Annotated in this window: 26 protein-coding genes; 14 read left to right on the top strand and 12 right to left on the bottom strand. The window is 38.7% G+C overall.

Annotated elements, in window-relative coordinates:
* Window positions 1–347 precede the first annotated feature (347 nt).
* Together MWU82_RS02790 and MWU82_RS02785 are read left to right on the top strand one after the other, a co-directional pair.
* Entirely contained in the window at window positions 348–1,688 is a 1,341-nt protein-coding gene (locus MWU82_RS02790; protein ID WP_072860271.1) for an OmpA family protein, read from the top strand.
* A 375-nt stretch (window positions 1,689–2,063) separates the two neighbouring features.
* Window positions 2,064–4,814: a PD-(D/E)XK nuclease family protein gene (locus tag MWU82_RS02785; RefSeq protein WP_247095141.1), complete on the top strand. Its 2,751-nt coding sequence runs from the start codon at window positions 2,064–2,066 to the stop codon at window positions 4,812–4,814.
* Window positions 4,815–4,816: 2 nt separating this feature from the next.
* Here the strand turns inward: MWU82_RS02785 and MWU82_RS02780 are convergent, their stop codons facing one another.
* Together MWU82_RS02780 and MWU82_RS02775 are read right to left on the bottom strand one after the other, a co-directional pair.
* Window positions 4,817–5,530: an SDR family oxidoreductase gene (locus MWU82_RS02780; protein ID WP_247095140.1), complete on the bottom strand. Its 714-nt coding sequence runs from the start codon at window positions 5,528–5,530 to the stop codon at window positions 4,817–4,819.
* 178 nt (window positions 5,531–5,708) lie between these two features.
* Complete coding sequence (locus tag MWU82_RS02775; protein WP_247095139.1) at window positions 5,709–6,551, bottom strand: universal stress protein; 843 nt, start codon at window positions 6,549–6,551, stop codon at window positions 5,709–5,711.
* A gap of 256 nt (window positions 6,552–6,807) precedes the next feature.
* Between MWU82_RS02775 and MWU82_RS02770 the strand changes: the two genes are divergently transcribed.
* The 5 genes from MWU82_RS02770 (at window position 6,808) to MWU82_RS02750 (ending at window position 10,043) form a co-directional block, all read left to right on the top strand.
* Entirely contained in the window at window positions 6,808–7,077 is a 270-nt protein-coding gene (locus MWU82_RS02770) for a hypothetical protein (protein WP_247095138.1), read from the top strand.
* A 295-nt stretch (window positions 7,078–7,372) separates the two neighbouring features.
* Window positions 7,373–8,020, top strand: a complete 648-nt coding sequence (gene deoC / locus MWU82_RS02765) for a deoxyribose-phosphate aldolase (RefSeq protein ID WP_247095137.1) — start codon at window positions 7,373–7,375, stop codon at window positions 8,018–8,020.
* Between the two features lie 51 nt (window positions 8,021–8,071).
* Complete coding sequence (deoD, locus tag MWU82_RS02760) at window positions 8,072–8,770, top strand: purine-nucleoside phosphorylase (protein ID WP_072860277.1); 699 nt, start codon at window positions 8,072–8,074, stop codon at window positions 8,768–8,770.
* 190 nt (window positions 8,771–8,960) lie between these two features.
* On the top strand, window positions 8,961–9,413 hold the full coding sequence (locus tag MWU82_RS02755; protein WP_247095136.1) for a DUF2267 domain-containing protein: 453 nt from the start codon (window positions 8,961–8,963) through the stop codon (window positions 9,411–9,413).
* Between the two features lie 174 nt (window positions 9,414–9,587).
* On the top strand, window positions 9,588–10,043 hold the full coding sequence (locus tag MWU82_RS02750; RefSeq protein WP_247095135.1) for a DinB family protein: 456 nt from the start codon (window positions 9,588–9,590) through the stop codon (window positions 10,041–10,043).
* A 3-nt stretch (window positions 10,044–10,046) separates the two neighbouring features.
* Here the strand turns inward: MWU82_RS02750 and MWU82_RS02745 are convergent, their stop codons facing one another.
* Together MWU82_RS02745 and MWU82_RS02740 are read right to left on the bottom strand one after the other, a co-directional pair.
* Window positions 10,047–10,439: a DUF302 domain-containing protein gene (locus MWU82_RS02745; protein ID WP_247095134.1), complete on the bottom strand. Its 393-nt coding sequence runs from the start codon at window positions 10,437–10,439 to the stop codon at window positions 10,047–10,049.
* Between the two features lie 505 nt (window positions 10,440–10,944).
* Window positions 10,945–11,811 (bottom strand): OmpA family protein, encoded by an 867-nt coding sequence (locus tag MWU82_RS02740; protein WP_247095133.1) that lies wholly within the window; start codon window positions 11,809–11,811, stop codon window positions 10,945–10,947.
* A gap of 355 nt (window positions 11,812–12,166) precedes the next feature.
* Here MWU82_RS02740 and MWU82_RS02735 point away from each other — a divergent pair, with 355 nt between their 5' ends.
* From MWU82_RS02735 to MWU82_RS02725, 3 genes are read left to right on the top strand one after another with little or no spacing between them, the layout of a single operon-like run.
* On the top strand, window positions 12,167–12,676 hold the full coding sequence (locus MWU82_RS02735) for a hypothetical protein (RefSeq protein WP_247095132.1): 510 nt from the start codon (window positions 12,167–12,169) through the stop codon (window positions 12,674–12,676).
* Window positions 12,677–12,727: 51 nt separating this feature from the next.
* Complete coding sequence (locus tag MWU82_RS02730) at window positions 12,728–13,324, top strand: CDP-alcohol phosphatidyltransferase family protein (protein ID WP_247095131.1); 597 nt, start codon at window positions 12,728–12,730, stop codon at window positions 13,322–13,324.
* A 14-nt stretch (window positions 13,325–13,338) separates the two neighbouring features.
* Entirely contained in the window at window positions 13,339–14,556 is a 1,218-nt protein-coding gene (locus tag MWU82_RS02725) for a metallophosphoesterase (protein ID WP_247095130.1), read from the top strand.
* Window positions 14,557–14,610: 54 nt separating this feature from the next.
* On the opposite strand, the gene MWU82_RS02720 is transcribed toward MWU82_RS02725, so the two are convergent.
* Genes MWU82_RS02720 through MWU82_RS02710 form a run of 3 tightly spaced genes read right to left on the bottom strand, consistent with a single transcriptional unit; the run spans window position 14,611 to window position 17,171 of the window.
* Window positions 14,611–15,600 carry an MlaD family protein gene (locus tag MWU82_RS02720; protein ID WP_247095129.1) on the bottom strand — a complete coding sequence of 330 codons (990 nt, stop codon included), beginning with the start codon at window positions 15,598–15,600 and terminating at the stop codon, window positions 14,611–14,613.
* Between the two features lie 4 nt (window positions 15,601–15,604).
* Entirely contained in the window at window positions 15,605–16,387 is a 783-nt protein-coding gene (locus MWU82_RS02715) for an ATP-binding cassette domain-containing protein (protein ID WP_215949744.1), read from the bottom strand.
* 1 nt (window position 16,388) lies between these two features.
* A complete protein-coding gene (locus MWU82_RS02710) occupies window positions 16,389–17,171 on the bottom strand; it encodes an ABC transporter permease (protein ID WP_247095128.1) in 783 nt (260 codons plus the stop codon).
* Between the two features lie 156 nt (window positions 17,172–17,327).
* Here MWU82_RS02710 and MWU82_RS02705 point away from each other — a divergent pair, with 156 nt between their 5' ends.
* Window positions 17,328–18,281, top strand: a complete 954-nt coding sequence (locus tag MWU82_RS02705) for a L,D-transpeptidase (RefSeq protein WP_215949742.1) — start codon at window positions 17,328–17,330, stop codon at window positions 18,279–18,281.
* A 92-nt stretch (window positions 18,282–18,373) separates the two neighbouring features.
* On the opposite strand, the gene MWU82_RS02700 is transcribed toward MWU82_RS02705, so the two are convergent.
* The 5 genes from MWU82_RS02700 to MWU82_RS02680 all read right to left on the bottom strand — a co-directional run bounded on the left by MWU82_RS02700 (window position 18,374) and on the right by MWU82_RS02680 (window position 21,846).
* Entirely contained in the window at window positions 18,374–18,880 is a 507-nt protein-coding gene (locus MWU82_RS02700; protein WP_215949741.1) for a hypothetical protein, read from the bottom strand.
* A gap of 332 nt (window positions 18,881–19,212) precedes the next feature.
* Window positions 19,213–19,995, bottom strand: a complete 783-nt coding sequence (locus MWU82_RS02695; protein WP_247095127.1) for a patatin-like phospholipase family protein — start codon at window positions 19,993–19,995, stop codon at window positions 19,213–19,215.
* Between the two features lie 50 nt (window positions 19,996–20,045).
* On the bottom strand, window positions 20,046–20,279 hold the full coding sequence (locus MWU82_RS02690; protein WP_215949739.1) for a hypothetical protein: 234 nt from the start codon (window positions 20,277–20,279) through the stop codon (window positions 20,046–20,048).
* A gap of 573 nt (window positions 20,280–20,852) precedes the next feature.
* Window positions 20,853–21,287, bottom strand: coding sequence for an Hsp20/alpha crystallin family protein (locus MWU82_RS02685; RefSeq protein ID WP_215949738.1), 435 nt, complete (start codon window positions 21,285–21,287; stop codon window positions 20,853–20,855).
* A 79-nt stretch (window positions 21,288–21,366) separates the two neighbouring features.
* Window positions 21,367–21,846, bottom strand: coding sequence for an Hsp20/alpha crystallin family protein (locus tag MWU82_RS02680; protein ID WP_247095126.1), 480 nt, complete (start codon window positions 21,844–21,846; stop codon window positions 21,367–21,369).
* Window positions 21,847–22,250: 404 nt separating this feature from the next.
* On the opposite strand from MWU82_RS02680, the gene MWU82_RS02675 reads away from it, so the two are divergent.
* The 3 genes from MWU82_RS02675 to MWU82_RS02665 all read left to right on the top strand — a co-directional run bounded on the left by MWU82_RS02675 (window position 22,251) and on the right by MWU82_RS02665 (window position 26,135).
* On the top strand, window positions 22,251–23,033 hold the full coding sequence (locus MWU82_RS02675; protein WP_247095125.1) for a sigma factor-like helix-turn-helix DNA-binding protein: 783 nt from the start codon (window positions 22,251–22,253) through the stop codon (window positions 23,031–23,033).
* A 223-nt stretch (window positions 23,034–23,256) separates the two neighbouring features.
* Window positions 23,257–23,832, top strand: a complete 576-nt coding sequence (locus tag MWU82_RS02670; RefSeq protein WP_247095124.1) for a peroxiredoxin-like family protein — start codon at window positions 23,257–23,259, stop codon at window positions 23,830–23,832.
* Window positions 23,833–24,110: 278 nt separating this feature from the next.
* Entirely contained in the window at window positions 24,111–26,135 is a 2,025-nt protein-coding gene (locus MWU82_RS02665; RefSeq protein ID WP_247095123.1) for a helix-turn-helix domain-containing protein, read from the top strand.
* The last annotated feature ends 116 nt before the right edge of the window (window positions 26,136–26,251 follow it).

Here is a 26,251-nt window from a genome sequence, read left to right as displayed (position 1 = left end):
ATTGGATTATTCTTAATTATTGGTCCCAAATCCTGTTATATAAGGTTATTTTAAGGTGGAATTACTCCAATTTGCTGCCCTTTCAAGTTTTTATCTAATCGGATTATTCTTTCGGTGCTACTTTGGAGCAAAGCAAGAACTTGCCTTCAGGGTCATATATATAATGCTTTTTTGGACTTGAGTTGTACAATAACCGTATTTGCCAGGGTGGGGACAGTATAAAATATCGATTAAATGCGTCTTTTTTGGTATGAAATACGTTAAAAAAATTAAGAGAATGATTTTGTTAATAATTTTTAACAACTTACATTTGCAGCTAATAAACACTTAAACTTAAAAAATTGAACATGAAACATCTTAGCAAATTATTGGTTGTTGCCTTACTTATTGTAGGTTTTAACAACGTACAAGCGCAAGACGAGAATAACCCATGGCAAGTAAGTTTCGGAGCTAACGCAATCGACGTTTTCCCTACCGAAGATTATAGCAGCTTTGGGAATGAATTCTTTAACGCAACAGACCATTGGAACATACTTCCATCTATTTCCTATGTAGGAGTGTCAAAGTATGTAGGTAGTGGCTTTTCAATTGGAGCAAGAGGTTCTTTGAACCGTATTGATAAATTGGGAGATACAAGCGTTGACGATTTGTCTCACTATGCTGTTGATGGTACAATAAAATATAATTTCTTAAAAAGTACAGTAATCGATCCATTTATTGAAATAGGTGGTGGTTACACTTGGATTGACGAAGTTGGTGCTGGTACCGTAAATGGTGGTGTTGGACTTAACATTTGGTTCACTGAGAACATCGGTCTAACATTACAGTCTTCTTACAAGCATGCTTTCGAAGATTATTTAGCTAAGCATTTCCAACATATGGCTGGTATTGCTATCAAATTTGGTGGTACCGATACTGATGGTGACGGAGTATATGACAAAGACGATGCTTGTCCAGAAGTTGCTGGTCTTGAGATTTTCAACGGATGTCCAGATGCTGACGGTGATGGCATAGAGGATAGCAAAGATGCTTGTCCTAACGAGGCTGGTTCCAAAGAAATGAACGGATGTCCAGATGCTGATGGTGACGGTATTGCCGATAAAGATGATGCTTGTCCTAACGAAGCTGGTCTTGCCGCTTTAGCTGGTTGTCCAGATGCTGATGGTGATGGTGTTGCCGATAAAGACGATGCTTGTCCTAACGAAGCTGGTCCTGCCGCTAACAAAGGATGTCCTTACCAAGATAAAGACGGTGACGGTGTATTGGATAAAGATGATAAATGTCCAGATGTTGCCGGAACTGTAGCTAACCAAGGTTGTCCTGAAGTTACTGAAGAAGTTCAGAAGCAATTGAACGAATACGCTAGAACAATCTTGTTCGATACTGGTAAATCTTCTATCAAAGCAGAGTCTACTTCTGTAATGGTTGATATTATCACTATCCTTAAAGAGTATCCTACTGCTAAATTTACTGTAGAAGGTCATACTGATAGCGTAGGAAGTAACTCTTTGAACCAAAAATTATCTGAGTCAAGAGCACTTTCAGTTAAATCTTTCTTAGTAGAAAAAGGTATTGAAGAGTTTAGATTATCTGCTGTAGGTTACGGTGAGGATAAGCCAATCGCTACAAACAATACTGCTGCTGGTAGAAAGCAAAACAGAAGAGTTGAAATTAACTTGGTAAAGTAATTTCCAAGTAGTTTTAAAACTATAAATAAGAGCCCCGCTATTTAGCGGGGCTTTTTTTTTGTTTTATAATCAACACGGATAAACTTCTAGAACACATTCCCAGAACAGAAATTATTTTATTTTTCATAATGGAACCGAGTGCATGCTTTCGTTCTCTTTTTTATAATTAAATTACCCCATATTTAAAGAAATTTGATTTCTAAAATGAATTTTGGGATGGAGGTTAGAGTACATGTTTTAAAGCAATTTTTAGGAAAGAAACTGGAAGGTATGGCCAAAGTCAGTTCTAATCATTGCAGGAACCACGTGATCTGGGATTTGTACAATGCTATGGCAAGGCAAGCTCTGACTTCAAAATATTTGATAATCTAACCAATGAAAAGTTTTCTCCAACAGGTAGTTGATGATTTATTAAAGACCTATGATTCCTTAGACGACCTAATTTTGATTTTGCCTAGCAAGCGTGCAGGGACTATTTTAAGGACAACCTTGGCCAATACGGCAGATAAAACCATTTTTTCTCCAAAAATATACAGTATTGAAGGCTTTGTGGAACAAATATCCCATCTGCAAACAGCTTCAAATATGGAGCAGCTTTTTACACTTTATAAGGCTTATTCGTCCATGGAATATGGAGAGAAGGATAACTTTTACACCTTCTCCAAATGGGGGCAGACCTTATTACAGGATTTTAATGAGATAGACAGATATTTAATAGATACCAAAGATATATTTTCTTATTTGGCCAATATCCAAGAAATAAATCATTGGGCCTTGCAGAAGGAAAAATCTGAAATAATAACCAATTACATTAAATTCTGGAATAATCTTGAGCCACTTTATAAGGCCTTCAACCATTTGCTAAAAGCCCAAAAATTAGGCCATCAGGGTCTCATTTATCGTACGGCCTGTGAAGAGCTTAAGGAATATTTAAGTAGTCACAAAAACAATACACATATATTCATTGGCTTTAATGCATTAAATACGGCGGAATCTTATATAATTCAGGAAATATTGGCCAAGACAAAGGCTGATATTTTCTGGGATGGGGACACTTATTTTGTAGAGGATCCCATACATGATGCCGGGTATTTTATTAGGCATCATTTAAATACCTGGCCCTGGCTAAAAGGGAAGGCCTTAAAGGGCGTGGAGAGCAACTATTTAAACCAAAAGAGGATTAAAATAATAGGGGTCCCTAAAAATGTTTCCCAGGCCAAGTATGTTGGAAACCTATTGTTACAACTAAAAAAAGAGGACAACAACATTCTTAAGAATACCGCTATAGTTCTTGGCGATGAAACCATGTTGAACCCACTTTTAAATTCTATCCCTTCTGAATTGGATACGGTGAACATCACCATGGGATATCCCTTAAAGAGTACTCCTTTGGCCAGCTTGTTTTCGCAATATCTGTCCATACATATTAAAAAGGATTCTCAAGGCTGGTATTTTCAGCAGGTGTTGGACTTTTTATCTCATCCCTACATTCAGATTTTGTGTACTGAAAACCAACAAAATAAGGCCAACCTGATAAGTGAGGCCATTAGAACAAAGAATTGGGCATTTATTACCTCTGATAATTTAAGGTCCTTGGGGGAAGAAAATGAAGATTTGCTAAGTCTACTTTTTTTTCGGGAGGAGGTCACCGGAAAGGTTTTTTTAGATAAATGCCATCATATTATCCAAATTCTTAGGGACAGGTTTGCCCAAGCCAAGGATTCCCTTGGATTGGAGTATTTGTACAAGTTTTATTCCATGTTCAATCAGCTTCAGGATATGGTAGAACAATACTCATTTGTCAATGACCTAAAATCATTGGAAAGCCTTTATTTGGAAATTGTAAGGAACGAAACCCTGGATTTTCAGGGAGAACCCTTGGAAGGTTTGCAGATAATGGGAATGTTGGAAAGTAGGGTTCTCGATTTTGAAACTGTAATTCTAACCTCGGTTAACGAAGGTATACTCCCTTCGGGCAAGTCCAATAATTCCTTTATCCCCTTCGATCTTAAAAAATATTACAAACTTCCTACCTATAAGGAAAAGGATGCCGTATATACCTATCATTTTTATCGTTTATTGCAACGGGCGAAAAATATCTACCTGCTATATAATACGGAACCCGATGTTTTGGAGGGAGGGGAGAAAAGTAGGTTGCTGACCCAATTGCTAACCGATGAAAATAAATGGGCAGATATCACTGAGATCATCGCTGCACCAGAAATTACCCCTTCCATTAAGGTGTTACAGACCATAGCCAAGGATGAAAGCCTAATGGAAATGATCAGGGCCCATGCCGAAAAGGGGTTTTCCCCTACGTCCCTGAGTAACTATATAAGAAACCCTATAGATTTTTATAAGCGAAATCTACTAGGAATAGATGATATTCTGGAGGTGGAGGAAACCGTTGCCAACAATACCTTTGGAACAATTGTACACGATACCTTGGAGGACCTCTATAAGCCTTATTTAAATACCTTTTTGGAAGTATCCATGTTAAGGGAAATGAAAAAGAATGTCAGGCCCCTGGTTTTAGGCCACTTCGCAAAAAGCTTCGCAGATGGCGATATATCCAGGGGAAAAAACCTAATTGCATACAATGTGGTAGTTAGGTATGTAGAAAATTTTCTAAAATTGGAATTGGCAGAGGTGGAACGGCATCAGATTAGGATATTGGGGGTAGAGGAAAAACTGCGGATGGATATTAATGTTCCGGGGCTGGATTTTCCAGTAGCCCTAAAAGGAAAATTGGATCGGATTGATGAAAAGGATGGGGTTCTTAGAATTATAGATTATAAAACAGGAAATGTAACCAGTTCCCAAGTTGAAATTGTAGACTGGGAAGATGCCATTGCGGACTACAATTACAGCAAGGCCTTCCAGCTGTTGTGTTATGCCATAATGTACAACAGTAGTAAACCTATTGGTAGTATTGAAGCAGGGATTATTTCATTTAAAAATTTAAGCTCAGGTCTGCTCAAATTTGCCACAAAAGAGAAAAAGGGCAGTAGAAACAAGGATAGTTCCATTACCCAAGATACTATTGCCCAATTTATGGAATCTCTTAAAACTCTAATATTTGAAATTGGTAATCCGGAGGTACCATTTACCGAAAAAGAGGTATAGCCCTATTTCTTATCGGGTCGCGTAGGTCTTACCTCAATCTTACTTGGCAAGGTCCTTGGATTCATTTTCAAAAGGTCTAAAACCAGTTCACCGATATCCTCTGGTTGTATCTTCCAAGCATCCCCTTTGGAAGGTTCATGACCATTAAAATTAGTGGCCACCGAACCGGGCATTATGGTAGAAACCTTAATATCATAGGGTCTTAAATCCAACATAGCTGCTTGGGTAAAACCTACTACTCCAAATTTGGTGGCGTTATATCCCGCACCATTGGCAAAGAAGTTGGTCCCGGCCAAACTTGCCACCGTAATATAATATCCTTTAGATTTCTTCAGGGCTTCTACCGAAGCTTTTAGGGAGTGAAATACTCCGTTAAGGTTGGTATTTACCATCTCATGCCAAAGAGTGTCGGATATTTGATCTACGGGAGCAAAATGTCCTACTCCTGCATTGGCCACCATCACATCCAATTTTCCCCACTTATCCAAAATCTTTTTAACTGCCGCTTGTTCGTCCCCAAGTTTTGACACATCCGAGGAAACGGCAAGTACCTTGTCTTCAGGGCCAAGTTCTTTGGCGGCTTTTTCCGCATTCTCCAACAGCCTGCTACTAATGGCCACTTTCATTCCCGCTTTCAATAATATGGACGCTATTCCAAATCCTATCCCCTTGGAGCCCCCTGTAATATAGGCTACTTTATCCTTCAAATCATTCATATGTTTAGTTTTAGGTGAAATTATAATTATAAGGGCAAAAAATGAAAAAGTAAGCGTTATTGTTTTCTTAAACTCGGAATAAAAAAGCCGAGGCAAGGCAGCGCCGCTAGGGAAGTTTTTTTACTATAGAATCTTATATGGAATTTTGATTATGGGAATTCTTGAATGTTGGGAATCCCTATAAATTAAGCTCGTTATAACTTAATAAAGGGATACCGATATGTTCCTCCATTTTTGCCACCAAGCTTATATGGAATATTTTCTGAAAAAAGCCTTTTTCCTCCCTCTCCAGGAGCACTATTAAGTCGGCCCCAATAGCATGGGCATGGGCTTTAAGTTTATCCTGGATCTTGTCAGAAAAAATTAGGGCGAAGTCTATGGCAGTATCGTCAACCTCTTGGCGAAGCATGTCCTTAAACCACTCCATCTGTTCTTTTCCTGCATACTCCTTTTCAGTGGATATATGTACTATCTGTATTTTAGCGCCTAGTGCCTTTGCCATTGGAACCAATTTCTTAAGCGCCAAAATATCCGCTTCCTCAAAATCTGTGGCATACAAAATAGTTTTTATAGACTTGGCCGCAACATTATTTGGGATAATTAGTAGGGGACAGGGAACCTTTTCCTGAAGGCCCTTTCCTATATTGCCCACAAATAGACCGCGATCTGTATGTTTGTCCTTTCTCCCTATGATTATCATATCGGTACCAAAATCCCTGGATTTTTCCAATATAGCGTCGGAAACCGAATCGTTATGGACAACCTCGACCTTTAATTTTTTGCCATCTACGGCAACACCCAAATGCTTTTCACAATATTTGATCAATATTTCGGTCTGCTCCTTAATTACATGGTATTCTATTTGCGCCGCTGGCCGAGAAACGGAAACCCTAATTTGTTCCATTTCATGAACATAGAGGACTATTAGCGAAGCCTTTAATTGGTGGCTTAATTGATATGCGTATTTCAAAGCCGGTGAGGAATGTTCAGTGCGATCGGAAGCGTAAAGTATTGTCTTCATGTTAACTTTATTTATAGGTTAAATCTAAAGGCATTTGCCGATAATAAATATGATATCGGTCATAAGCTAAAGTACTCTTGGTTATTGGGCATCTTGGATTGGCCTATTAATCATGAAAAAATGTCTTTTCGGAGCAACCTTATTAGATCTAAAGCCCTTATATGGTATAAATTATACGTTAACTGATCTGTATCATTTCAAAGGGGAATTTTCAGTTGTATTTTAGTATTCATTGGAAACTATAAACCTAAACTTCATGAAAGCTATAGCAAAAATTGGCAACCTAATCTCTAATAATGACAAGATGATGATTCTTCGGAACCTTAGGCGTATTATGGATATTAGGGTAATAGACCTTGAAGTTGACACTGGAAGGCTCATTTTCCATTACTATAGTCCAATAGCTTTGGAACAAGTAAAACAGGAACTTTGGAGGATTGGATATCCCATACGACATTTTAAATTTCTTTCTACATTAAGCCCCAATTTACAAGGTGATAGTAGTACTGAGACCGCATTTGCCTAATACTTTCCTTATTAACCTTATATCTTCATAATTGTTTATGCTTCTATTTTGGTCCCTGCAATTCCTCTTGCCAGTTTTGCCGGCCAATGTCATTTTTATGTATTTCTTCCCCCGAAAATGGGGAAAACAAGGAATAGCCCCAAAAATCCATTTTGGGAATTCTTGTTGATCAAATGTTCTGTCACCTATTATTTTGATGATCGTTGTCATAAAATGGCATATGTAAGAAGTTTACTTTTGGTAAAATGGGGTCGTTTATGAAACACTTAATTTCCAACAGGTTTTAATTTGAAAAATGCACTTTGAAAATTTTATTGATCACACTTTATTAAAGCCAACAGCAACAGACAAGGATATTATACAACTTTGTTCAGAGGCTTTACATTATAATTTCTATGGGGTATGTATCCACGGTTGTCATATAGCCGTTGCCAAGAATCTACTTAAAGATTCGAAGGTAAGGGTGGTCTCGGTGGTGGGATTTCCATTAGGGGCCATGTCCACTAAGGCCAAGGTGAACGAAGCCATGGATTATATGGAGCAGGGGGCCAATGAATTGGATATGGTATTGAATATTGGGTGGTTAAGATCTGGGAATTATTTAGCTGTACAAGAAGAAATAAGGCAAGTAAAGGAAGTTGTAGGCAATAATGTGCTAAAGGTAATTTTGGAAACTTGTTATTTGACCGATGCTGAAATAATTACCGCATGTAATATAGCGGTAAGAGCCAAAGCCGATTTTGTAAAGACTTCAACTGGTTTTGGTTCCAGGGGGGCATCTTTTGAAGATGTGGTTTTGATGAAGAAGGCAGTAGGAAACAAAATTAAGATAAAGGCATCAGGAGGAATTAAGGATGCGGTGACCGCCAAAAAATATATTGATTTAGGGGTGGCTAGAATAGGTACATCTTCTGGAGTAGCCATAGTCACCAACCAAAACTGAAAGTGTTGGTCCAATAGTATTTGGGAACAGGAATTAGAAATTATATTATATATGAGCACACATATTGAGGCCAAACAAGGTGAAATTGCAGAAACCGTACTAATGCCAGGGGACCCCTTACGGGCCAAATGGATAGCGAACACCTTTCTAGAAAACCCCTTCTGCTATAACCAAGTTCGTGGTATGTTGGGATATACCGGCACCTTTAAGGGCAAGCGGATATCTGTTCAGGGAAGTGGTATGGGCATTCCATCGGCGCTCATCTACTATCAAGAGCTAATAAATGATTATGGGGTGAAAAATCTAATTCGTGTTGGTACCGCCGGATCTTATCAAAAAGAGGTGAAAATACGCGATATTGTCTTGGCAATGGCGGCTTCCACCACCTCTGGGATCAATAATTCCAGATTTATCAATGCGGATTATGCGCCAACGGCCGATTTCGACCTGCTTCTTAAAGCTGCACTTTATGCCAAGGAAAAGGGAATTAACATTAAGGCAGGGAATGTACTTTCATCGGATGAATTTTATGAGGACGATCCAGATTTTTACAAATTGTGGGCGAAATTTGGGGTTCTTTGTGTAGAAATGGAGGCGGCCGGATTATATACCATAGCTGCCAAGTTTAATGTTAAGGCCCTTGCAATATTGACTATTTCGGATTCTTTGGTCACTGGCCAAAAATCCAATTCCATAGAAAGGGAAACTACTTTTCAGGACATGATAGATATAGCCTTAAATATTGCTTAAGGTGGGGTTAATGAAATTTCCTGATCCTCTTGCCCTATACTAAAACAATAGATAAAACCGATACGAAAAGCAAGGTGTTTTTGGACAAATTCAAATTGGTTTAATCCATGATTTTAGTACAAATGACCCAGGTCATTTTGCAATTAAAAAGATAAGACCATTTTTGTGTATACCCTAAAAACAAGAAATCATGGCACTTAATTTTAATCAGTACGCTACCGAGGGGCATACCTTCCTTAAGGATTATACCAAGCAAATGGATCTGGGGAACGATACCGACAAAGCTGGTCGTATTTTGACCTCTGTACTTCATGCGTTGAGGGAAATTATTCCTGTGGAGGAATCCTTGCAATTTATTGCCCAGATGCCCATGTTTCTCAAGGCCGTTTATGTTAATGGATGGACCGTCAAAAAGGTAAAGCCCAAAATTAAAAATATGACCGAATTTTTGGATTTGGTCAGACAATTTGATGGGCCTACAGCAATAAACGATTTTGAATACAGTGATGAAGTGGCCGAAGAATATGTAAATATCACATTTCTTTATTTACGAAAATATGTATCCCAGGGAGAAATGTCCGATATCCGGGATAGCCTTCCAAAAAATCTAAAAGGGATGATCTTTAATAATTTAATATTCTAAATACCAATACCATGACTTTATACCTAGCACTTTTTATTTATGCCAGTATTTATATAGTATCCTTTATGTTGAAAAGATATTCAAGAGGTTAAAAAAGTATGGGGGAATTTAGTCCTAGGTGGACTATGATAACCTACCCATATTCCTTAATATTTTTATTTAATTTGATATTTCATGAAATCAAAAACACAATTGTTTATTGAATTATGGGAAGAAGCCAGGACCCGGTTTTCCAACCAATTGTCCAATATAACACAGGAGGATCTAAGCAAAAGATTATTGCCAGCACCTAACAGTATCGGTTTTCTTATAAGGCATATTGGGGATGTTGAATTGCTTTTTGCCAAGAACGTATTTGGTGCACAAGAAGTCAAGGTCATTGCAAAAACGGTCATTGCCCAAAAGGATACAGGGGAGTGGTCCAATCTGACCGAATTATCGGAATATGTGGAATATTCTTTCCAAATGCTTAGATCGGTATTGGAAAAACAACAAGAGGTAGATTGGGAGACCACAGTTACCACCAAAGAATTTGGTACCAAGACAAAGGCGGAGGCCTTTGGGAGAATTGTATCCCACACTATACACCATTCCGGTCAAATGGTCATCATTAAGAAATATGGTTCTTAGTGATTAATGGATCTTGTCTACCACCCTTTTTAGTTTCACGCCCACTTCATCCGCAATATTCATTAAATCCAAGTTAATTACTGCCTGCATGGAGGCCATGGGGTTTACTGCTGCAATTTCTACAAGCCCAGGTTCCTTTTCCATTACAATTACATTACAGGGCAACATGGTGCCAATTTTATCTTCGGCCTGTAAGGCTTTATGTGCAAAAGGGGCGTTGCAGGCACCCAGAACGGTATAATTATAGAAATCTACGTCCAATTTTTTCTTTAGTGTAGCTTTCATATCTATTTCCGTCAGCACCCCAAAACCCTCTTCCTGTAAGGCTAATTTAGTTTTTTCAATGGCCTGGTCGAAGGGTATATTTCCGATTGTTTTATTAAAATAGTATTCCATAATAAAATTATTAATGTGTTTTTAGAAAATAAAATCAGTCAACTAAAATCTACTGACTTGAATATAGTAATTAATGTATTATTTTTTTAATCCATTTAAATCGGTCTATGCCGTAAAAAATGCAAAGAAGGCCTATTATAACAAAGACTATATATAAAAAAAAGGATTGGGATATCTAGATATCCCAATCCTTAATGTCCGGGCTTGGGTAGCACTTTTGCACTTATCCGAGTCCCAAGCAGCAAGCTACAATTGTAACGGGCTGTACAAGGGGGTAGGGTAATAAGGCTCAGGAAGTTACTTATGCACCGGTTTATGGTCGCTAAGGCATTACTGCTTAGAAACTTTATTTTTATTTCTTTCAAAGAACGATTGCTTTTTAATAATACTAATATATGGTTATCATATTGGATACGAAATGACATAGATCAGTTGAGTGTTTTTTTTCTTGATTTTTGAATAAAGGAAACAGGAATGCTTAATGTCCTGAATCCTTCTATGACTATTATCCTTTTCCCTGTCCCTCTACATTTGTGGTTGGGGGTTCCAGCAATTCAAAGAATTGATCTAGTTTGGGTAAAATAATGATTTCCGTCCTGCGATTAACGGCTCTACCTTCCGTTGTTGCATTGGTAGTTTTTGGCAGGTATTCGGAACGTCCCCCAGCCGTCATTCTTATAGGTTGAACAGCAAATTTAGTTTGCATTAATCGTACAATCGACGTTGCCCTTTTTACACTTAAATCCCAATTGTCGGTCATGCATTCGGTAGAAATGGGAACATTGTCTGTATGGCCCTCAACTAAAATATCCAATTCCTTATGGTCATTGATGATCTTGGCAATTTTGCCGATAACTTCCTCTGCCCTGCTACTTATGTTATAACTTCCGGAACGGAAAAGCATCTTGTCTGAAATAGAGACATAGACCACTCCTTTTTTCACCTCAATATTTATGTCCTCATCCTCAAAATTGTCCAAGGACCTTTTTAAGTTCATGACCAATACTAAATTAATGGAGTCTTTTCGCTGCATACTACTTGTAAGGTCTTTTATGTATTTATTCTGTTCGTTTAGGGCTTCCAAAGATTTCTTAATACTTTCGGCTCCCGATTTGCTTACAACGGAAAGATCGGAAAGGCGGGCCAACAGGTCTGTGTTGGTACTTTTAAAGTATTCCATTTGTTGCTCCAAGGATTTGGATCTGTTTTTCTCATTGGCCAATCCGGCTTCCAACAAATTAATTTCGTTCTTGCTGGTATTTAAATCATTTTCACAATTTACTGCCCGGTCTTGCATAGCAGTATATTTTTTTTGGCTTACACAGGAAGTAAAAAGTGTTAGTGCCAATACGTAAAGAAATAGTGTTTTCATATTCATAAGTTTATTGAATAATAGTTGTCCCATAAAGAAAGTTACAATTCAATCGGTATCAAATGATAAATATCATGTAGGGCATTGGCCTTTAGGTTTTTGGATATTGGTATTCTTTCTTCACAACACTTCATCAGTTTGGTTCACTGAACTGGATTTATCTATTATTAAACTTATATTAATTGCGTTGTGTGTATAACTGACAATGGTCATAGGGTGGTGCAGTGTTAAGGTATAGCTTTATAATCCTAAGCAGGAATTAGTGGGTGCTGCCCACAACGCTATTCAAGAGGGATTAAGACCCGAGTTGCTTGTACTTTTCCTTCTTAAGGCAGTAAATTAAAGATGTAATTCTATGAAAAAATTTAGAAAGATACTTCTTGTGTTTTTATCGGCTGCCGTGGTCTTCTTGGTGTTTATGTTTTGGTATCAAAATGAATACGCTATGGACCATGTTCAGGAATACGAGCTAAATTCTCCCGGGGAAAATTCCAGATTGCTTTTGGCCACACAGGGAAGTGAATTTAAAAATACAATTACTACCGCCATTGTGGATTACTATAAAACGGAGTCGGTATATATCAAGGTAATAGATGTTTCCGCATTAGTGGGTGTAAATCCGAATAATTACGATGCCCTATTGGTAATCCACACTTGGGAGAAGTGGAAACCACCCTCAGCGGTTCAATCGTTTATGGACAGAACCATCGAATATAGGGACAAGATGGTTGTCCTGACCACTTCGGGCGAGGGTTCCTACAAAATGGAAGGAGTGGATGCATTGACTGGAGAATCTATTTTGGACCAAACTCCCATGTACGTAGGTGAAATTATTAAAAAATTAAACCCGTTACTAAAGTTGTAAATCTTGCAATACGGTTTCTGATCATAGGATATATAATACTGATGAATAGTTATGTATAATTTTAAAAACTTCAATATTGCCGACTGGTTTTCCTTTTATCGAATTTTGGCCGTACCGCTATTGCTCGGTCTAATTTGGGTTGGTGATCGGGAATGGTTTAGTTGGATGTTGCTTATAAGTTACAGTACCGATGCCATAGATGGGTTCTTGGCAAGAAGATTAAAGATTTCCAGTGCCAGGGGATCACAGTTGGATTCTATGGGAGATCAAGTAACCCTTATTATGGGATTGATTGGTTTGATCTTTTTTGAAATCACTTTCATTAAGGAGAATCTTCTTCTTATAATTATTGCATTTGTACCTTACCTGATTCAGATGTCCATTGCCTTTGCCAAATATGGTAAAGCCACCGCCTTTCATACCTATTTGGCCAAGTTATCTGCCATTACCCAGGGAATATTTATTTTATGGCTGTTGTTCTTTGGGCCTGTATATTGGTTGTTTTATACCATGATTGTTTTGGGGGTGTTGGAAACTGTTGAGGAAATTACGCTTATCTTTATGTATGATGACTGGGTAGAGGATGTAAAAGGTTATTTCTGGGCGTTGAAAGATAAAAGAAGGCTTGTGAATAACAATAATCAATAGCAAAACCCCTATTAATGCGATCCTACACTTTTTTTGCAATAGTCCTTTTATGTTTGGCCATTTTATTGATCGATACTTTGGCGTTCTACTGGCTTAAATCTATCATGGAGCCTATTGCTTCTTCCAATATTAAGAATATTATTTATATCGCCTTTTGGTTTTTTACCATTGGGCTCATTATTTCTATATTGGTGTTGAAAATTAGATTGGAAAGTATATCACCATATAGAAAACAACTGCTTATTTCATCCTTATATGGATTGACCGTTTCCTCCTTTATTCCCAAGCTGATCTTTGTAGTTGTAATTTCCATACTCTATTTCTCAAATTTTTTGATCACAGGGGAGAAATCCTTATTGATCATTCCTTTAGTAGGTGTTTTTTTTGGGTTTTTGCCATTCTTCGTTATTGTGTATGCCGTATTCAGGGCCGTATACAGATTTAAGGTACATCAGGTGGTTGTAAAATCTAATTTGCTACCGCAAAACTTTAACGGATTGCGGATAGTTCAAATATCCGATCTTCACCTGGGCAGTTTCAATTATCGCTATCATATACTGGACCGCGCCATTAAAACCATAAATAGTTTAAAACCCGATTTTATTTTTTTTACAGGCGATTTGGTAAACAACTATGCATGGGAATTGAATGGTTGGGAGAAAATTTTAAAGGAGCTGACCGCCAAAAAGGGCAAATATTCCGTGCTTGGGAATCATGATTATGGGGATTACAGTAAATGGGAATCGGAAGAAGAGAGAAGGCGCAATTTTGCCGATATAAAGGATTTTCATGCCCAAATTGGTTTTAAGCTTTTACTAAATGAAGCCGAATGTATTGAAAACAACGGGGATAAAATTGCAATTGTGGGAGTGGAAAACTGGGGGAATCCGCCTTTTAAGCAATATGGGGACCTGCAAAAAGCCCTACAGGAAGTGGATGGCATTGGGTTCAAAATTTTATTGTCCCATGACCCTTCGCATTGGAGCGAAGAGGTGGTGGAAAAGACTAATATAGCCCTTACGCTCTCCGGGCATACCCATGGTATGCAGGCGGGGATCAACATTAAAAATATAGAATGGAGTCCCATAAAATACAAATACAAACATTGGGCTGGATTATATAGCTTGGGCCCTCAATTTCTATATGTAAGTCGAGGATTGGGGTGGATGGGATTTCCTGGCCGATTGGGCATGCGTCCGGAAATTACCTTGATAGAGCTTGAAAATGAATAGTGGAACCGTTATTTTACATGTAAATGCGTCTAAGTAAAGCAGTATTCAAGGTGCTTATTTCTCAATTTTTTCCAGCTCTTTTTTTTCCTCTTTTTCCTTCTTTTTGAAATAACGGCGGGTAAGAAAGTTATGCTTTAAGGCTTCCGTAACCTCGTTGAAATTTTTGATTCCTTCCGTAACGTTTTCCATACTGGTTTCCAATTGCCCTACCAATACGGTGTCTGTGGCCAAATAGTTAATGGCCCCTTTTCCTGTTTTAATATCCCCGATGACCGAATTTAAGTTCATGGACATTTTTTCGATCTCCAGGCTGGAATTTTCCAGATGCGAAATAACATTTTTCATTTTATCTCCGGTAATAGAGTCCTTCAAGAGTACACCTGCAGTACTATTATCAAAATCCAACTGCTTTACAATCTGGTTTATCTCTGCGATCATTATATTGGCTTCATTACTGGTATGTTTCAGATTGGTAATGGTTTGGTGCAGTTCCTTGGCCATAAGGGAATCGTTCAGCAACCTACCAAAGGTGCCTTTGCCCTGGGTTAAGGATCTGGTTACCTTTAGCAGGTCTTGGGTCAACAATGCGGCATTTTCATTGGTTTGGTTAAGGGTGTTTAGCATATCTTGGGTAGCCACCCGGCTAAAGGATTGTAATTCGTCCCCAGGTGCAATATGGGTTGTCTTTCCTTGCCCCGGTACAATATTGATGAGCATACTGCCCACAAGTCCATCGGAACCAATGGTAGCTATGGCATCTTTTTTAATATGATTTTGCATTTTTTCCTCTATGATCATATGTACGCGAATGGTGGTATCGTTGATCATCTCAATTTTGTTCACCGTACCTACATTTATACCGGAAAAGCGCACATTATTTCCATTCTGAAGTCCGTTGGCATCCTTAAAAAGGGCACTTATAGGAATGGTTTTACCAAACATATTCTGTCTGTTCCCAATTAAATAGGCTGCAACGACGAGTAGTGCCGTACCGAGGACCACGAATATTCCGAGTTTCAAATTTTCTAATGTTGTCTTTGCCATGTTCTTATTTTTTAAAAAACGCATCCACTTTTGGATCGGTAGATTGTGATAATTGTGAATAGGTACCTTCGGCGTAATTAATACCATCTACCAAGAGTATCATTCGTTCCGAAATTACCCGGGCACAATCCACGTCATGGGTAATGATCAGTGAAGAAGTACCATATTTCTTTTGTATGGAACGCATAAGTTCTATAATCTCCTTGGAGGTAATTGGATCCAAGCCACTGGTAGGCTCGTCATAGAGGATTACCTTTGGTTTTAGTATCAGGGTACGTGCCAGGGCTACCCTTCTCTTCATACCCCCGGATAATTCTACTGGCATTAGATCCATGGTATGGGCCAATCCAACATTTTCAAGGGCTTCGCGCACCAGCGGTTCGGTATCCGCAACCACTCCCAATTTTTCTTTATGCCTACGCATGGGAAATTCCAAATTTTCACGTACCGTCATGGAATCGTATAGGGCACTTCCCTGAAAAAGAAATCCGATATCCGAACGCAATTCGTCCAAGGTTTCCTGGTCCAAGGCGTTTATTTCCTGGCCCAGAACTTTAACCGTTCCGCTGTCAGGTTTTACCAGGCCAACAAGGCATTTGATCATTACCGATTTCCCGGAGCCCGATTTCCCCATGACCACTAGGTTTTCTCCTTCCAGTAGGGTCATATTAAAACCGTTCAGGACGTGATTGTCCCCAAAACTTTTATAAAGGTCTTTAATCTCTATAACGGCCTTTCCACGTTGGGCAGATTCATTTGAAGTTGTTATTTGGTCAGGGTCTGTCATATTAAAGCTCATAAAAAATGTCGGAAATAAATACCGCTATAAAATCTACCACAAACAAAAGTAAGGATGCCATTACTACAGCGGTATTGGCTGCTACACCTACGCCTGCAGTTCCCTTCTTGGAATAATAACCCTTATAACAGCCTACCAATCCTATTGAAAATCCAAAAAAGAACGATTTTATGGTGGCCGGTATCAGGTCACTAAAGGACAAAGCATCGAAAACCGTATTAAAGTAGAGTTGAAAGGAAACGTCTCCTTTTAAATTCTCTACCAGTGCCGATCCATAAAGGGCGACCAAATCCCCGTATATTACTAAAATGGGGAGCATTAAAGTGGTGGCCATTATCCTTGTTATTACTAAATACTTAAAGGGATTGGTCCCCGAGACTTCCATAGCATCAATTTGTTCGGTTACCCTCATAGAGCCTAATTCGGCCCCTATCCCCGATGCAATTCGGCCCGCACAGATAAGGGCCGTAATAACGGGTCCTATTTCCCTTACTATGGAAATCCCTACCATATTCGGCATCCAGGAAACTGCTCCAAATTGAATGAGGGTGGGTCTAGATTGCAAGGTAAGCACCAGGCCAATGATAAAGCCCGTTACCGTCACCAACATCAGGGATCTGTTTCCCATTTGATAGCATTGGCGCAATAGTTCCTTAAACTCGAAAGGAGGTTTTAAGACCTCCTTAAAAAATCGGGAAGCAAAATAGGAGAGATCCCCTATCTCTGTGAAAAATTGTTTTACCCCTTTAAATGATGTAGCTGTGTTACCCATACCCAAATCCCTTTGTAAGGGTCTATTTCATCAAAGATAGCATGAAAGAAAAGGCCTTAAAATGAGGAATGTCATATACAGGGGTGTGACCATTGTCATTTTATAATCCACGGAACCGTCTTAGTTTTGATTAAAATAACACCAGATTTTACCAATATGATTAAAGCCAATATTACCTTTCTCCATGTATTAGTTCTTTTGATAGTTTCATGTAATGTTAACCGACCTATTTCCGCAGAAAGCCCATCCCCTGAAAAACCTAGCTCTGATCAGCAAAAGGTAGTGCCCCAAAATAATATTCCTAAGAAAGCCAAACCCCTACAGGCATATGTAGATAAGGATATTACGGTGGCCAATTATTTTAAGTTTATGGATGCCTTGGCCAAGAAGTACGATTCCCTAGTACCCTATGCTTTATCCGAGCATGTCTTGGTGAGTGCCAATCCATGGATAATGGATACCTTGGCGAATACGGACTATTACAGGCAAATGGCAAAGGATTCCTTTGTTTATGACCAGAGTAAAATGATTGTTCTTAAGGCTCATGATTCCTTGTTGATTCCGGATGCTACTGAGGGACAGAGGCTTATAAGGGATATGGAACATACTTGGATAGACGTAAACATTCCGGAGTTTAAGCTTCGGATTTATCAAGATTCCCTGTTGTTATATACCTTCCCCATAAGGGTGGGACAACATAGAAAAAGATATTTGGCTATGGGGGATCGCGTTACGGATTTAAGGACCAAAACCGGAAAAGGCAAGATTGTAAGGGTGGAAAGGAACCCTAGTTTTTATAATCCCGTGACCGGCAAGCGATTTTATGTCACCAAAAGGGATGACAAAAAAACAACCATAATGCCTGTTATTCCATGGATAGAAACGGAAATAAATGGTATTCGAAATGGGCAAATGATACATCCTACCACCAATCCAGTGAGCTTGGGCAAGGCCTATTCCAACGGTTGTATAGGTGTTGCGGAAGCAGATGCATGGATTATTTATTACCATGCCCCTCTAAATACCCCAATTCAAATACGATATGATCTAACTATTTTGGATGATAATGGGGAAGTACAGGAATTAAAGGACATCTATAACTATCAATAGACTGCACAATCTAATAGGAAAAAATATCCCTTCCCGAAGAGTAAAAAACGAACTTATGGAGAAAAAATATAATCCCTTTTGGGATTATGTTATCAGCTTCTCTCTTGTGTTGGTTCGTTTTCAAGATTCTCAAATTCTGACTGATACCTTTCCAAAAACCTTTGCTGCATCGTTTCCATTCTTTTCCGGATCCTGTCTATATCCATAAAATCTTCCCCGAAATCGCTGTCAAAGAAATCGTCGTCAAAGAACCGTTTGGTAAAAAGGGAGTCGTCGGAGAAAAGGTCCCCGAAACGCTGATTGTCTATATGCGAAAAATTCCTGTAAAATTTGGACCTGAAAGACCGCAGGAGACTATCCGGATTCCTTTGGACCAATTCGTCCAGATTATCAGTAGACGACCAAGAATAAATTGAATCGTACCGAATAAGGTTTCCGTTTTCATCGAATTCCTTATCTACCTTCCAAGTTCCCTTGGGCGGTTCCACTTGGGTTATACTGTCCTTGTCCTTTTGAAGGTTGTTTTCTTTTTTGTTTTCTTGGGCGTTGCAACTTAAGTTCAAAATTGCCGCCATTGAAAGAATCACTATTTTTTTCATGTTAAACAATTTTTAGTTACACAATAATTCATCTGAAATTCCACAAAATTTTTGCCAAAACATTTGAAAATCAGGGGTTGTCAGGTTAAAAAATGTTAAAAATACTAGTTGTTGGGCCGTGGTGATTTTATAAAAATCCCTGATCATACCATCTTAAAAATAAATGGGCAAACACTAAAAATGACCCTTAAGATTGCCTAGGTATTCTTGAAAATGTTTACAATCGTTATTTTGTTCGCAGCATGCTTCTTTTTTTGTTTCAAGTAAATCAATATAGGGGGACACTTCAATTAAATACAATGCTATTATTTCTCATGAAGACCTAAGGCCAGTTATAAATCTAAGAGACTATCTAGGTACCTAGAGGCATGGTCGTATCCGATCATATAGGCTTTATCGATTCCTTTTTTGTCCAAGACTTTGATATATTCGAGATCCTGTGGTCGGAAAAGGATGTCCGTGGCACATAGCTTTTCCCTACTGTTCGCATGTAGCATAAGCCTGTTGATGCGGTTGGCCAACTGAAGAGGACTTTTTAGAACCGACTTTGCGATTTCTTGCATTCCGGAGGTGTAGCAGCCAATGATATAATCGACCTTGTTTGCTAGCGGCTCCAAAGGAAAATTATTCATTATCCCGCCATCGGCATAGAGACGGCCATCGATGGTTACTGGATTGAAGACTGGGGGCAGTGCTGCAGAGGCCAACAATGGCCGTATCAGTTCACCAGAACTGAACACCTTCGGAACCCCCGATTGCAGGTCGGTGGCAGTAACGAACAGCTCTTTTTCCAATACATCGAAAGTATCCTTATCAAAGTATTTCGAAAAAAAGAGGTAATATTTTTCGGTATCGAACAATCCAGGTTTGTTAATGCTAAATAAATTGTATTTGAACAGCGGAGTTTCTTTAAAGAAGTCCAACATGTTCATCGGATTTGTTCCATTGGCGTACAATGCCCCGACTATGGCGCCTGCACTTACCCCTGACATGATATCGGGGTAAATGTCCCGTTCGTTAAGGGCCTTGATGATTCCTATGTGCGCCATTCCCTTAAGCCCTCCCCCCGATAACACTAGGCCTATTGTCTTTCCTTTTAGTTCCTGCAATTTCATTTTTCTATAATCAATTCAATCAAAGTCAGTTTTTGGCCATACAACATTGGCTAAGATTGGTAAATACCTCCAGATTCGATCAACTTCAACAACCGGTTCTGATGAAGGGTGCGTGTAAATCGTTCCCCGTTTCTATAGTAGACGCATTCCACAAAAGTGTTGTTGTTGATGGTACCCGTCAACGGATCTTTTTTGGATACATATCTTACAATCTCCATTTTTTGGGCATTATTATCCCCCTTAATCTTTACCCAATCTCCAGGTTTAAATTTTTTAATTATCATGATCATATTGTTTTTAAAGGTTAAGGTTCTAATTGGGAAGGTGACTGCATATTGGGCCGCTTTCCCACAATTTATTTTGCTTTAGACAGAAATTTTATAAGCTACTGATACTATTTCACTGCTGAGGTCTGAAGCAATTACCTCGCCTGCTGCAATTTTGCATTTTCCAAGGCCATCTCAGCTTCTTCGGTAATTCTCTAATTAGTAGGTATAACGCTATCCAGATCATTTTTCCTGATATTAAAGACTAATATGGGCGAACAAGTGGTGGCGCTTTAAAAAATCTTAAGGTCTTGGACATGAAAATGGTCTTTTCTATATGCGACTTGGCCTTGTTTTAGCGGCTATTGGTAAAGTTCTTTTGGCATGTTGGCATGGGTACTTCCGCAGCATAGCTTATCGGCTCGTCGCTCGCAAACCTTATATTTTGTTGTGTTTCTTGGTTTATTCTTTTTTTTGAAACTGTACCTCTTCCAAATAATTCTTTTAGGGCTTCCCAAAACTATGCATCGGATCTAGCTTGGTCGATATTTCTTGTTTTTTGGATTACACATTTCGGCGACCAATCTTTTTTTAATTCACACTAATGATCCTCTGGGGCCGACGACCTTTTTTCTTTCCGATTTTTAGGCTCAATAGGCCGTTTTTCATTTTTGCTTCCAATTGTTCGGGATCTACATTATTTGGAAGTCTGAACGCCCTATAAAAAGAATTATGAACGAATTCTTGACGTACCCAGTTTCTGCCTTCTTCCTTACTAGTATGTTCTAACTGCGCCGTTATGGTCAGATAATCATCGACTACTTCGATACGCACGTCTTTTTTTTCTAATCCAGGCAACGCCACGGAAAGCTCAAAAGCAACGTTGTCGTCACTTATGTTTGTAGAGGGTATCGTTACCAGTTCTTCGTCATCTTTTTTACGGTGCGGCAATAGCTTGTCCACAAAATTGTCCAAGAATGGAGGAAACTTGATTGCCTTGCCCAATTCTTTGCCAAATATCTTCATATTCACCAATCTTTTAGGTTCAACAGTAAGTAAGGAAAAGGGGCCGAATCTTCGGCCCACCTTACCTCTAATTCATAATTCAGGAAATATTTATACTTCTGGCTGGCTTTTGTCTTGCCTCTTCCTTTTTTGGAAGATGAATGCTTAAAATCCCCTCATTATATTTGGCCTTGATCTTACCCTCATCAACGGTTTCAGGCAGCGTAAAACTTCTCTTGAACGAAGCGTAACCAAACTCCCTGCGAGTGTAATTTTCCTCTTTCAGATCATTTTGTTCCTCTGTTTCAGTAGAAATGGAGAGTACCTGATTGTCAAGGACAATGTTAAAATCGGATTTTTTGAGCCCCGGAACAGCCATTTCGACGAAATAGTCATCAGCGGTCTCTTTTATGTTTACCATCGGAAGGCTCATGCCGGTGTTGAAGTTTTGAGAAAATACCGATGGCCATTCCCTATCAAAAATATCATCGAACAAAGACCACATTGGGAGATTCGATTTCCTGTGGGGACTTGTTTTTGTCAAACCCCCATTGTTAGAAACTTTTGCTAAAGTGCTCATAATAATAAAGATTTAAATTAAACAATATTTTCACTTTTTATCGAACAATAAAAATGCCAAATCCTTTACTTAAAAAAGAAACAGCAAAATTTTAAAATCTTTTTAAGAAAATCATGTTGAAAAACCCATTCGGCGTCAGTTTTAAAATGTCAAAATGACATTCTTAATGACATTTTTTAACGCCTAAAGCATTAAAAGCCTGTTATTTAAGGTGTTTGTGCCATTGGAATATATTGCTTTTGCTATAACGATTGGAAGTTTAAATGAGCGATACTAAAGATATCGTTTTGGAACAGAATTTGAATATCGGAATTTGGTTATCCATTATCTAAATCCCTTTTGGATAATGACGTATTACCCAAGACAACTTTCTGAATATTGGTAAAAAATAAAGCTCTGATGTCATGGAAAATATAGATGATACACAAAGTTCGCATAGGGGCCTACATGGATTTGCGGCCTTATACTTTAAGGAACTGATACGTTTGAAAGAGGATGAAGATCGAGAAGCGTTCAACAAGTTGGTGCAGACCATACTACCGGATGTGGAAGGCTATATTGCGAACCGCCTTAGTACTTCGGCAAGGAATGGCCATATTCCAACAGGAAAGTACAAAGTAGAGGAATTTGTCAATGCACTCTACCTTCTGGCATTTGAGCGAATCTCCGAAATAGAGGATGAAAAAGATCTACCGTTCTGGCTTTTTCAAAAAGCGGACGAACTGTTGCAAGAAACCATAGTCGAGGAGGAATACAATACGCGCTTCCTTGATAATATTGAAAAATTTTCAAAATTAGAATGGATTAAAATGCAAGAGGATTACAGTGTGGACAGCGAAGGCGAACGGACTTTGTTGGAGGAGTTTGACGACCCGTCTTATCCGAAATATGACTACCAATTGGCAGATGTTTTTATCGAAGACCCCGAAGATAAATGGATCGAAAAACTCAATGAGGAACTGGGTGGGGGCAAAATGCACGAACATATTGATATGGTACTTCACCGTTTGCCGGCACCAATGAAATCTATATACGATCTGGCGGTAAACCAACGGTTTTCGGTTCAGGAAATTTCGAAGATTAAGGGTATTCCCGTGGAAGAGGTAGAATCATATTTGGTCAGGACACGAAAACATATCCGTACCAGTTTAAAGGGTAGATATCCATCAAAGAACGTGCAATCCTAAATAGGAAATGTTGCTGGATGCTTTGGATTATTTATTACCATGCCCCTCTAAATACCCCAATTCAAATACGATTTGATCTAACTATTTTGGATGATAATGGTGAAAAACAGGAGCTAGAGGATATCTGTGGTTATCAGTAGCCTTCCCAAATTATTGGTAAATTACTATTTATAGTTGTAGGCTGTTCATACTTTTTATTAGTTTGCACTTCAAACAATATATTATGGGTGAATTACAAGATTTCCAAAAGTTGGTTATAGCCAATGCCTCTCAGGCAAAAGGGCTTTCTAAAGGGGATATAGCTCCTGATTTTACGTTACTTAACGCTTTAGGAAAAAAAATAACACTATCCGATGCCTTAAAATCAGGTATTGTAATCATAAAATTCTATCGTGGCGAATGGTGCCCAATTTGTAATTTGGATCTTCGGGAAATTCAGAATCACTTGCCAGAAATAAAGTCTTTAGGTGCCACTTTAATTGCTATAAGTCCTCAAAAACCCGATGATGCTTTAACGGCCACGCAAAAAAATGAGCTCGAATTTGAGGTGCTCAGTGATGCGGATCAGGAAGTGATAAAAGCGTATAACCTTCAGTTCGATCCAGGGGAGGATTATCACCAACGTCGCGATTTAACCCTTTTAAATGGTGGGGGTTTAAAAACCTTACCAGTTCCAGCTACTTTCATAGTCAATACCAACCAGATCATTGAAGCAGCACATGTTGAGGCAAATTATACCGAAAGGATGGGTCCTTTGGAAATAATCAATGTATTGGAAGGGATGGAGAAGAAAGCTTAACGCTATAGGGGCAAACAGTTTCATTGCCATTTAAATTCCTATAATTGAAAGGATAAATTTAAGCGCAGATCACAGACAATTGCAGTGATCAGGATTTATCGGATATTGTTAATGGTGAATTAATTTCGTGGTTCCAAACTTCCTTAAGTCAACAACTATAGGCTAATTATGTTAATCTTTGGTTTAAAAGAACTAGTTAATTGTCTGATAGTTAAGGGTCAACTATTTTTTAAATTGCGTAACTTGTGCTACTCCCCTTTAAGAAATTGGATTAGTAGATGAGTTCGGACAAGAATTTGGACAAAGGATTTCACGCAAAATCAATGGGGGGTTCTCTAGTCGAGCAACTTACCAAAGAAATTGAGGCGCACCTAAACAACGATCAATTTGGGGTGGATTGTCTTGCCCAAGCGGTGGGAATGAGCCGTTCCAGTCTACATCGAAAACTGCACAAAATAGTAGGGGTCTCTACAAGCCAATTTATCAGGGAATATAGATTGAAGAGGGCTTTGGAGCTGCTAAGGGAGGAAAATGTTACAGCCTCAGAAGTAGCTTATCGGGTGGGTTTCAGCAGTGCCACCTACTTCAGCACTTCTTTCCATAAGTTTTACGGGTATACCCCAGGGGAGGTAAAATCTAGAGAGGCCAGTGATGGCGTTGAGAGTAAAGAACCATCCAATACCGCAACAGGCCAAGGGTTGCTCTCCGCCGTGGACCTATCAAAAAAACAAAAAGGAAGCAATAAAAAACCATTAGTCTTGTCTGTATTGTTAATAGCAATAGTAGCAGCGGCCTTATTTCTTTATAGTACTACTTTAAAGAAAAATGTAGAAACCAAAGGCATGGAAAACTTAATTGCAGAAAAATCCATTGCTGTACTGCCCCTTAAAAATTGGACGGGAGATCCAAATCTGGAATATATTAGTGATGGAATGACAGATGCCGTTATCTCTAGACTCACCAAAATTAATTCTATTGATAAAGTTATTCCCTTTACATCTACTATAAAATACAAGGAATCGAATAGGTCTACCCAAGAAATTGCAACAGAATTGGGGGTGACAAACCTCTTGCAGGGCAATCTTCAGATTTCAGGTGACCAAATCAAAATAAACCTGCAAATGATAGACAGTCGTACCAACGACCACTTATGGTCGGAAGAATACGTAAGGGAATGGAGAAGTGACGAAATTTTTAAAATGCAGACCCAAGTGGTAGAAGGTATTGCCGCCAATATGAATGCTGTTATTGCCGACAATGAGCTTGATAATATTCAAAAAGTGCCCACAAAAAGTAAACAGGCGTACTCCTTTTACCTTCAAGCCGAGTTTCAAAAGAATAAGGCCAATGAGCTATCGTACTCCAATGCTATTGCCTTATATGAAAAGGCTATCGCTATAGACCCGAATTTTGTGGATGCCTATAGGGGCCAGGCTATGGTATGGAGCTTCGGAGGATTGGTCTGGGGTATATATGATGAACGAGTAGCTTGGAGAAATGCGAAAGAATTACTGGAGAAAGCGTTTAAACTAGATCCGACCAATAAGGAAGTGGAGGAAGAATTATACAGCGGGTATTTTTTTTACGATTGGCGTTTTGAAGAGGTAGAGAAATATTACCAACGAATTTTGAAGGATTCCTTCATAGACAATACACCCTCTATAAATGCAGATTATGCTATAAAAACAGGAAGGTATCAAAATGCCCTCAATGCAATGAATGAAGTTATTTTGACCGATTCATCAAGTGGCTTTCTTTTCTTCTTCAAGGCCGAAGCCTTGTTTTTTCTTGGAAAAAATGAAGAAGCATTGGAACTTTTGAACAATACCTATTCTCTGCACAGTGATAATTGGTTTTATCTAAGGGAGTCCGCTAAACTGAATTATTATCTACAGGAATATCAAAAATCAAAAAAACAACTTCATAAATTACTGACCCAATTTCCGGATTATCCACCAATTTTGATGTGGCTGAATGCCGTATATGCCCAAATGGATGGTGATACTGTAGATGCTTCTAAATATTTGGTGGAGTTGGAAAGCAAGTATGAAAATCGCTCTTCCGGTAGTCCGGCATGGTTTATGGCACTATTTTATAGTACTCAAAAGAATTATGAGAAGACCTTTGAATGGCTACAAAGGTCGTACGAGAGGCATGAGGTAGAAATGACCTGGTTAAGGGAGGAGCCACTTCTTGCCCCGCTAAGAAACGATCCACGTTATATAAGTCTTTATGATAAAGTTGGATTTTCAAGTATAGGGATACCTATAAAAACTTCTTCAGAAATTTATAGCTCCAACTAAGCTTTTCAACATTTTTTAAAGGTTGCGCACCATAATTTAAAGGCCTGACCAAAAATTTAACAAGTTTGCATCATAGCTGTTAAGCAGCACTTTACGTTTATACCCATCTTTGATAA

Origin of the sequence: Arenibacter sp. S6351L (genome assembly GCF_023016025.1) — a bacterium.
GTDB lineage: Bacteria > Bacteroidota > Bacteroidia > Flavobacteriales > Flavobacteriaceae > Arenibacter > Arenibacter algicola_B.
This window is presented reverse-complemented; position numbering and strand designations above follow the sequence as displayed.

Coding starts and splice junctions, on each gene's coding strand:
- MWU82_RS02740 (WP_247095133.1), bottom strand. CDS start 11,811: ATGAAAACACTATTTCTTTACGTATTGGCACTAACACTTTTTACTTCC.
- deoC (WP_247095137.1), top strand. CDS start 7,373: ATGCACTTTGAAAATTTTATTGATCACACTTTATTAAAGCCAACAGCA.
- MWU82_RS02705 (WP_215949742.1), top strand. CDS start 17,328: ATGATTAAAGCCAATATTACCTTTCTCCATGTATTAGTTCTTTTGATA.
- MWU82_RS02780 (WP_247095140.1), bottom strand. CDS start 5,530: ATGAATGATTTGAAGGATAAAGTAGCCTATATTACAGGGGGCTCCAAG.
- MWU82_RS02755 (WP_247095136.1), top strand. CDS start 8,961: ATGGCACTTAATTTTAATCAGTACGCTACCGAGGGGCATACCTTCCTT.
- MWU82_RS02745 (WP_247095134.1), bottom strand. CDS start 10,439: ATGGAATACTATTTTAATAAAACAATCGGAAATATACCCTTCGACCAG.
- MWU82_RS02680 (WP_247095126.1), bottom strand. CDS start 21,846: ATGAGCACTTTAGCAAAAGTTTCTAACAATGGGGGTTTGACAAAAACA.
- MWU82_RS02715 (WP_215949744.1), bottom strand. CDS start 16,387: ATGACAGACCCTGACCAAATAACAACTTCAAATGAATCTGCCCAACGT.
- MWU82_RS02710 (WP_247095128.1), bottom strand. CDS start 17,171: ATGGGTAACACAGCTACATCATTTAAAGGGGTAAAACAATTTTTCACA.
- MWU82_RS02790 (WP_072860271.1), top strand. CDS start 348: ATGAAACATCTTAGCAAATTATTGGTTGTTGCCTTACTTATTGTAGGT.
- MWU82_RS02770 (WP_247095138.1), top strand. CDS start 6,808: ATGAAAGCTATAGCAAAAATTGGCAACCTAATCTCTAATAATGACAAG.
- MWU82_RS02725 (WP_247095130.1), top strand. CDS start 13,339: ATGCGATCCTACACTTTTTTTGCAATAGTCCTTTTATGTTTGGCCATT.
- MWU82_RS02690 (WP_215949739.1), bottom strand. CDS start 20,279: ATGATAATTAAAAAATTTAAACCTGGAGATTGGGTAAAGATTAAGGGG.
- MWU82_RS02670 (WP_247095124.1), top strand. CDS start 23,257: ATGGGTGAATTACAAGATTTCCAAAAGTTGGTTATAGCCAATGCCTCT.
- MWU82_RS02730 (WP_247095131.1), top strand. CDS start 12,728: ATGTATAATTTTAAAAACTTCAATATTGCCGACTGGTTTTCCTTTTAT.
- MWU82_RS02695 (WP_247095127.1), bottom strand. CDS start 19,995: ATGAAATTGCAGGAACTAAAAGGAAAGACAATAGGCCTAGTGTTATCG.
- MWU82_RS02750 (WP_247095135.1), top strand. CDS start 9,588: ATGAAATCAAAAACACAATTGTTTATTGAATTATGGGAAGAAGCCAGG.
- MWU82_RS02665 (WP_247095123.1), top strand. CDS start 24,111: ATGAGTTCGGACAAGAATTTGGACAAAGGATTTCACGCAAAATCAATG.
- MWU82_RS02785 (WP_247095141.1), top strand. CDS start 2,064: ATGAAAAGTTTTCTCCAACAGGTAGTTGATGATTTATTAAAGACCTAT.
- MWU82_RS02720 (WP_247095129.1), bottom strand. CDS start 15,600: ATGGCAAAGACAACATTAGAAAATTTGAAACTCGGAATATTCGTGGTC.
- MWU82_RS02675 (WP_247095125.1), top strand. CDS start 22,251: ATGGAAAATATAGATGATACACAAAGTTCGCATAGGGGCCTACATGGA.
- MWU82_RS02700 (WP_215949741.1), bottom strand. CDS start 18,880: ATGAAAAAAATAGTGATTCTTTCAATGGCGGCAATTTTGAACTTAAGT.
- deoD (WP_072860277.1), top strand. CDS start 8,072: ATGAGCACACATATTGAGGCCAAACAAGGTGAAATTGCAGAAACCGTA.
- MWU82_RS02735 (WP_247095132.1), top strand. CDS start 12,167: ATGAAAAAATTTAGAAAGATACTTCTTGTGTTTTTATCGGCTGCCGTG.
- MWU82_RS02685 (WP_215949738.1), bottom strand. CDS start 21,287: ATGAAGATATTTGGCAAAGAATTGGGCAAGGCAATCAAGTTTCCTCCA.
- MWU82_RS02775 (WP_247095139.1), bottom strand. CDS start 6,551: ATGAAGACAATACTTTACGCTTCCGATCGCACTGAACATTCCTCACCG.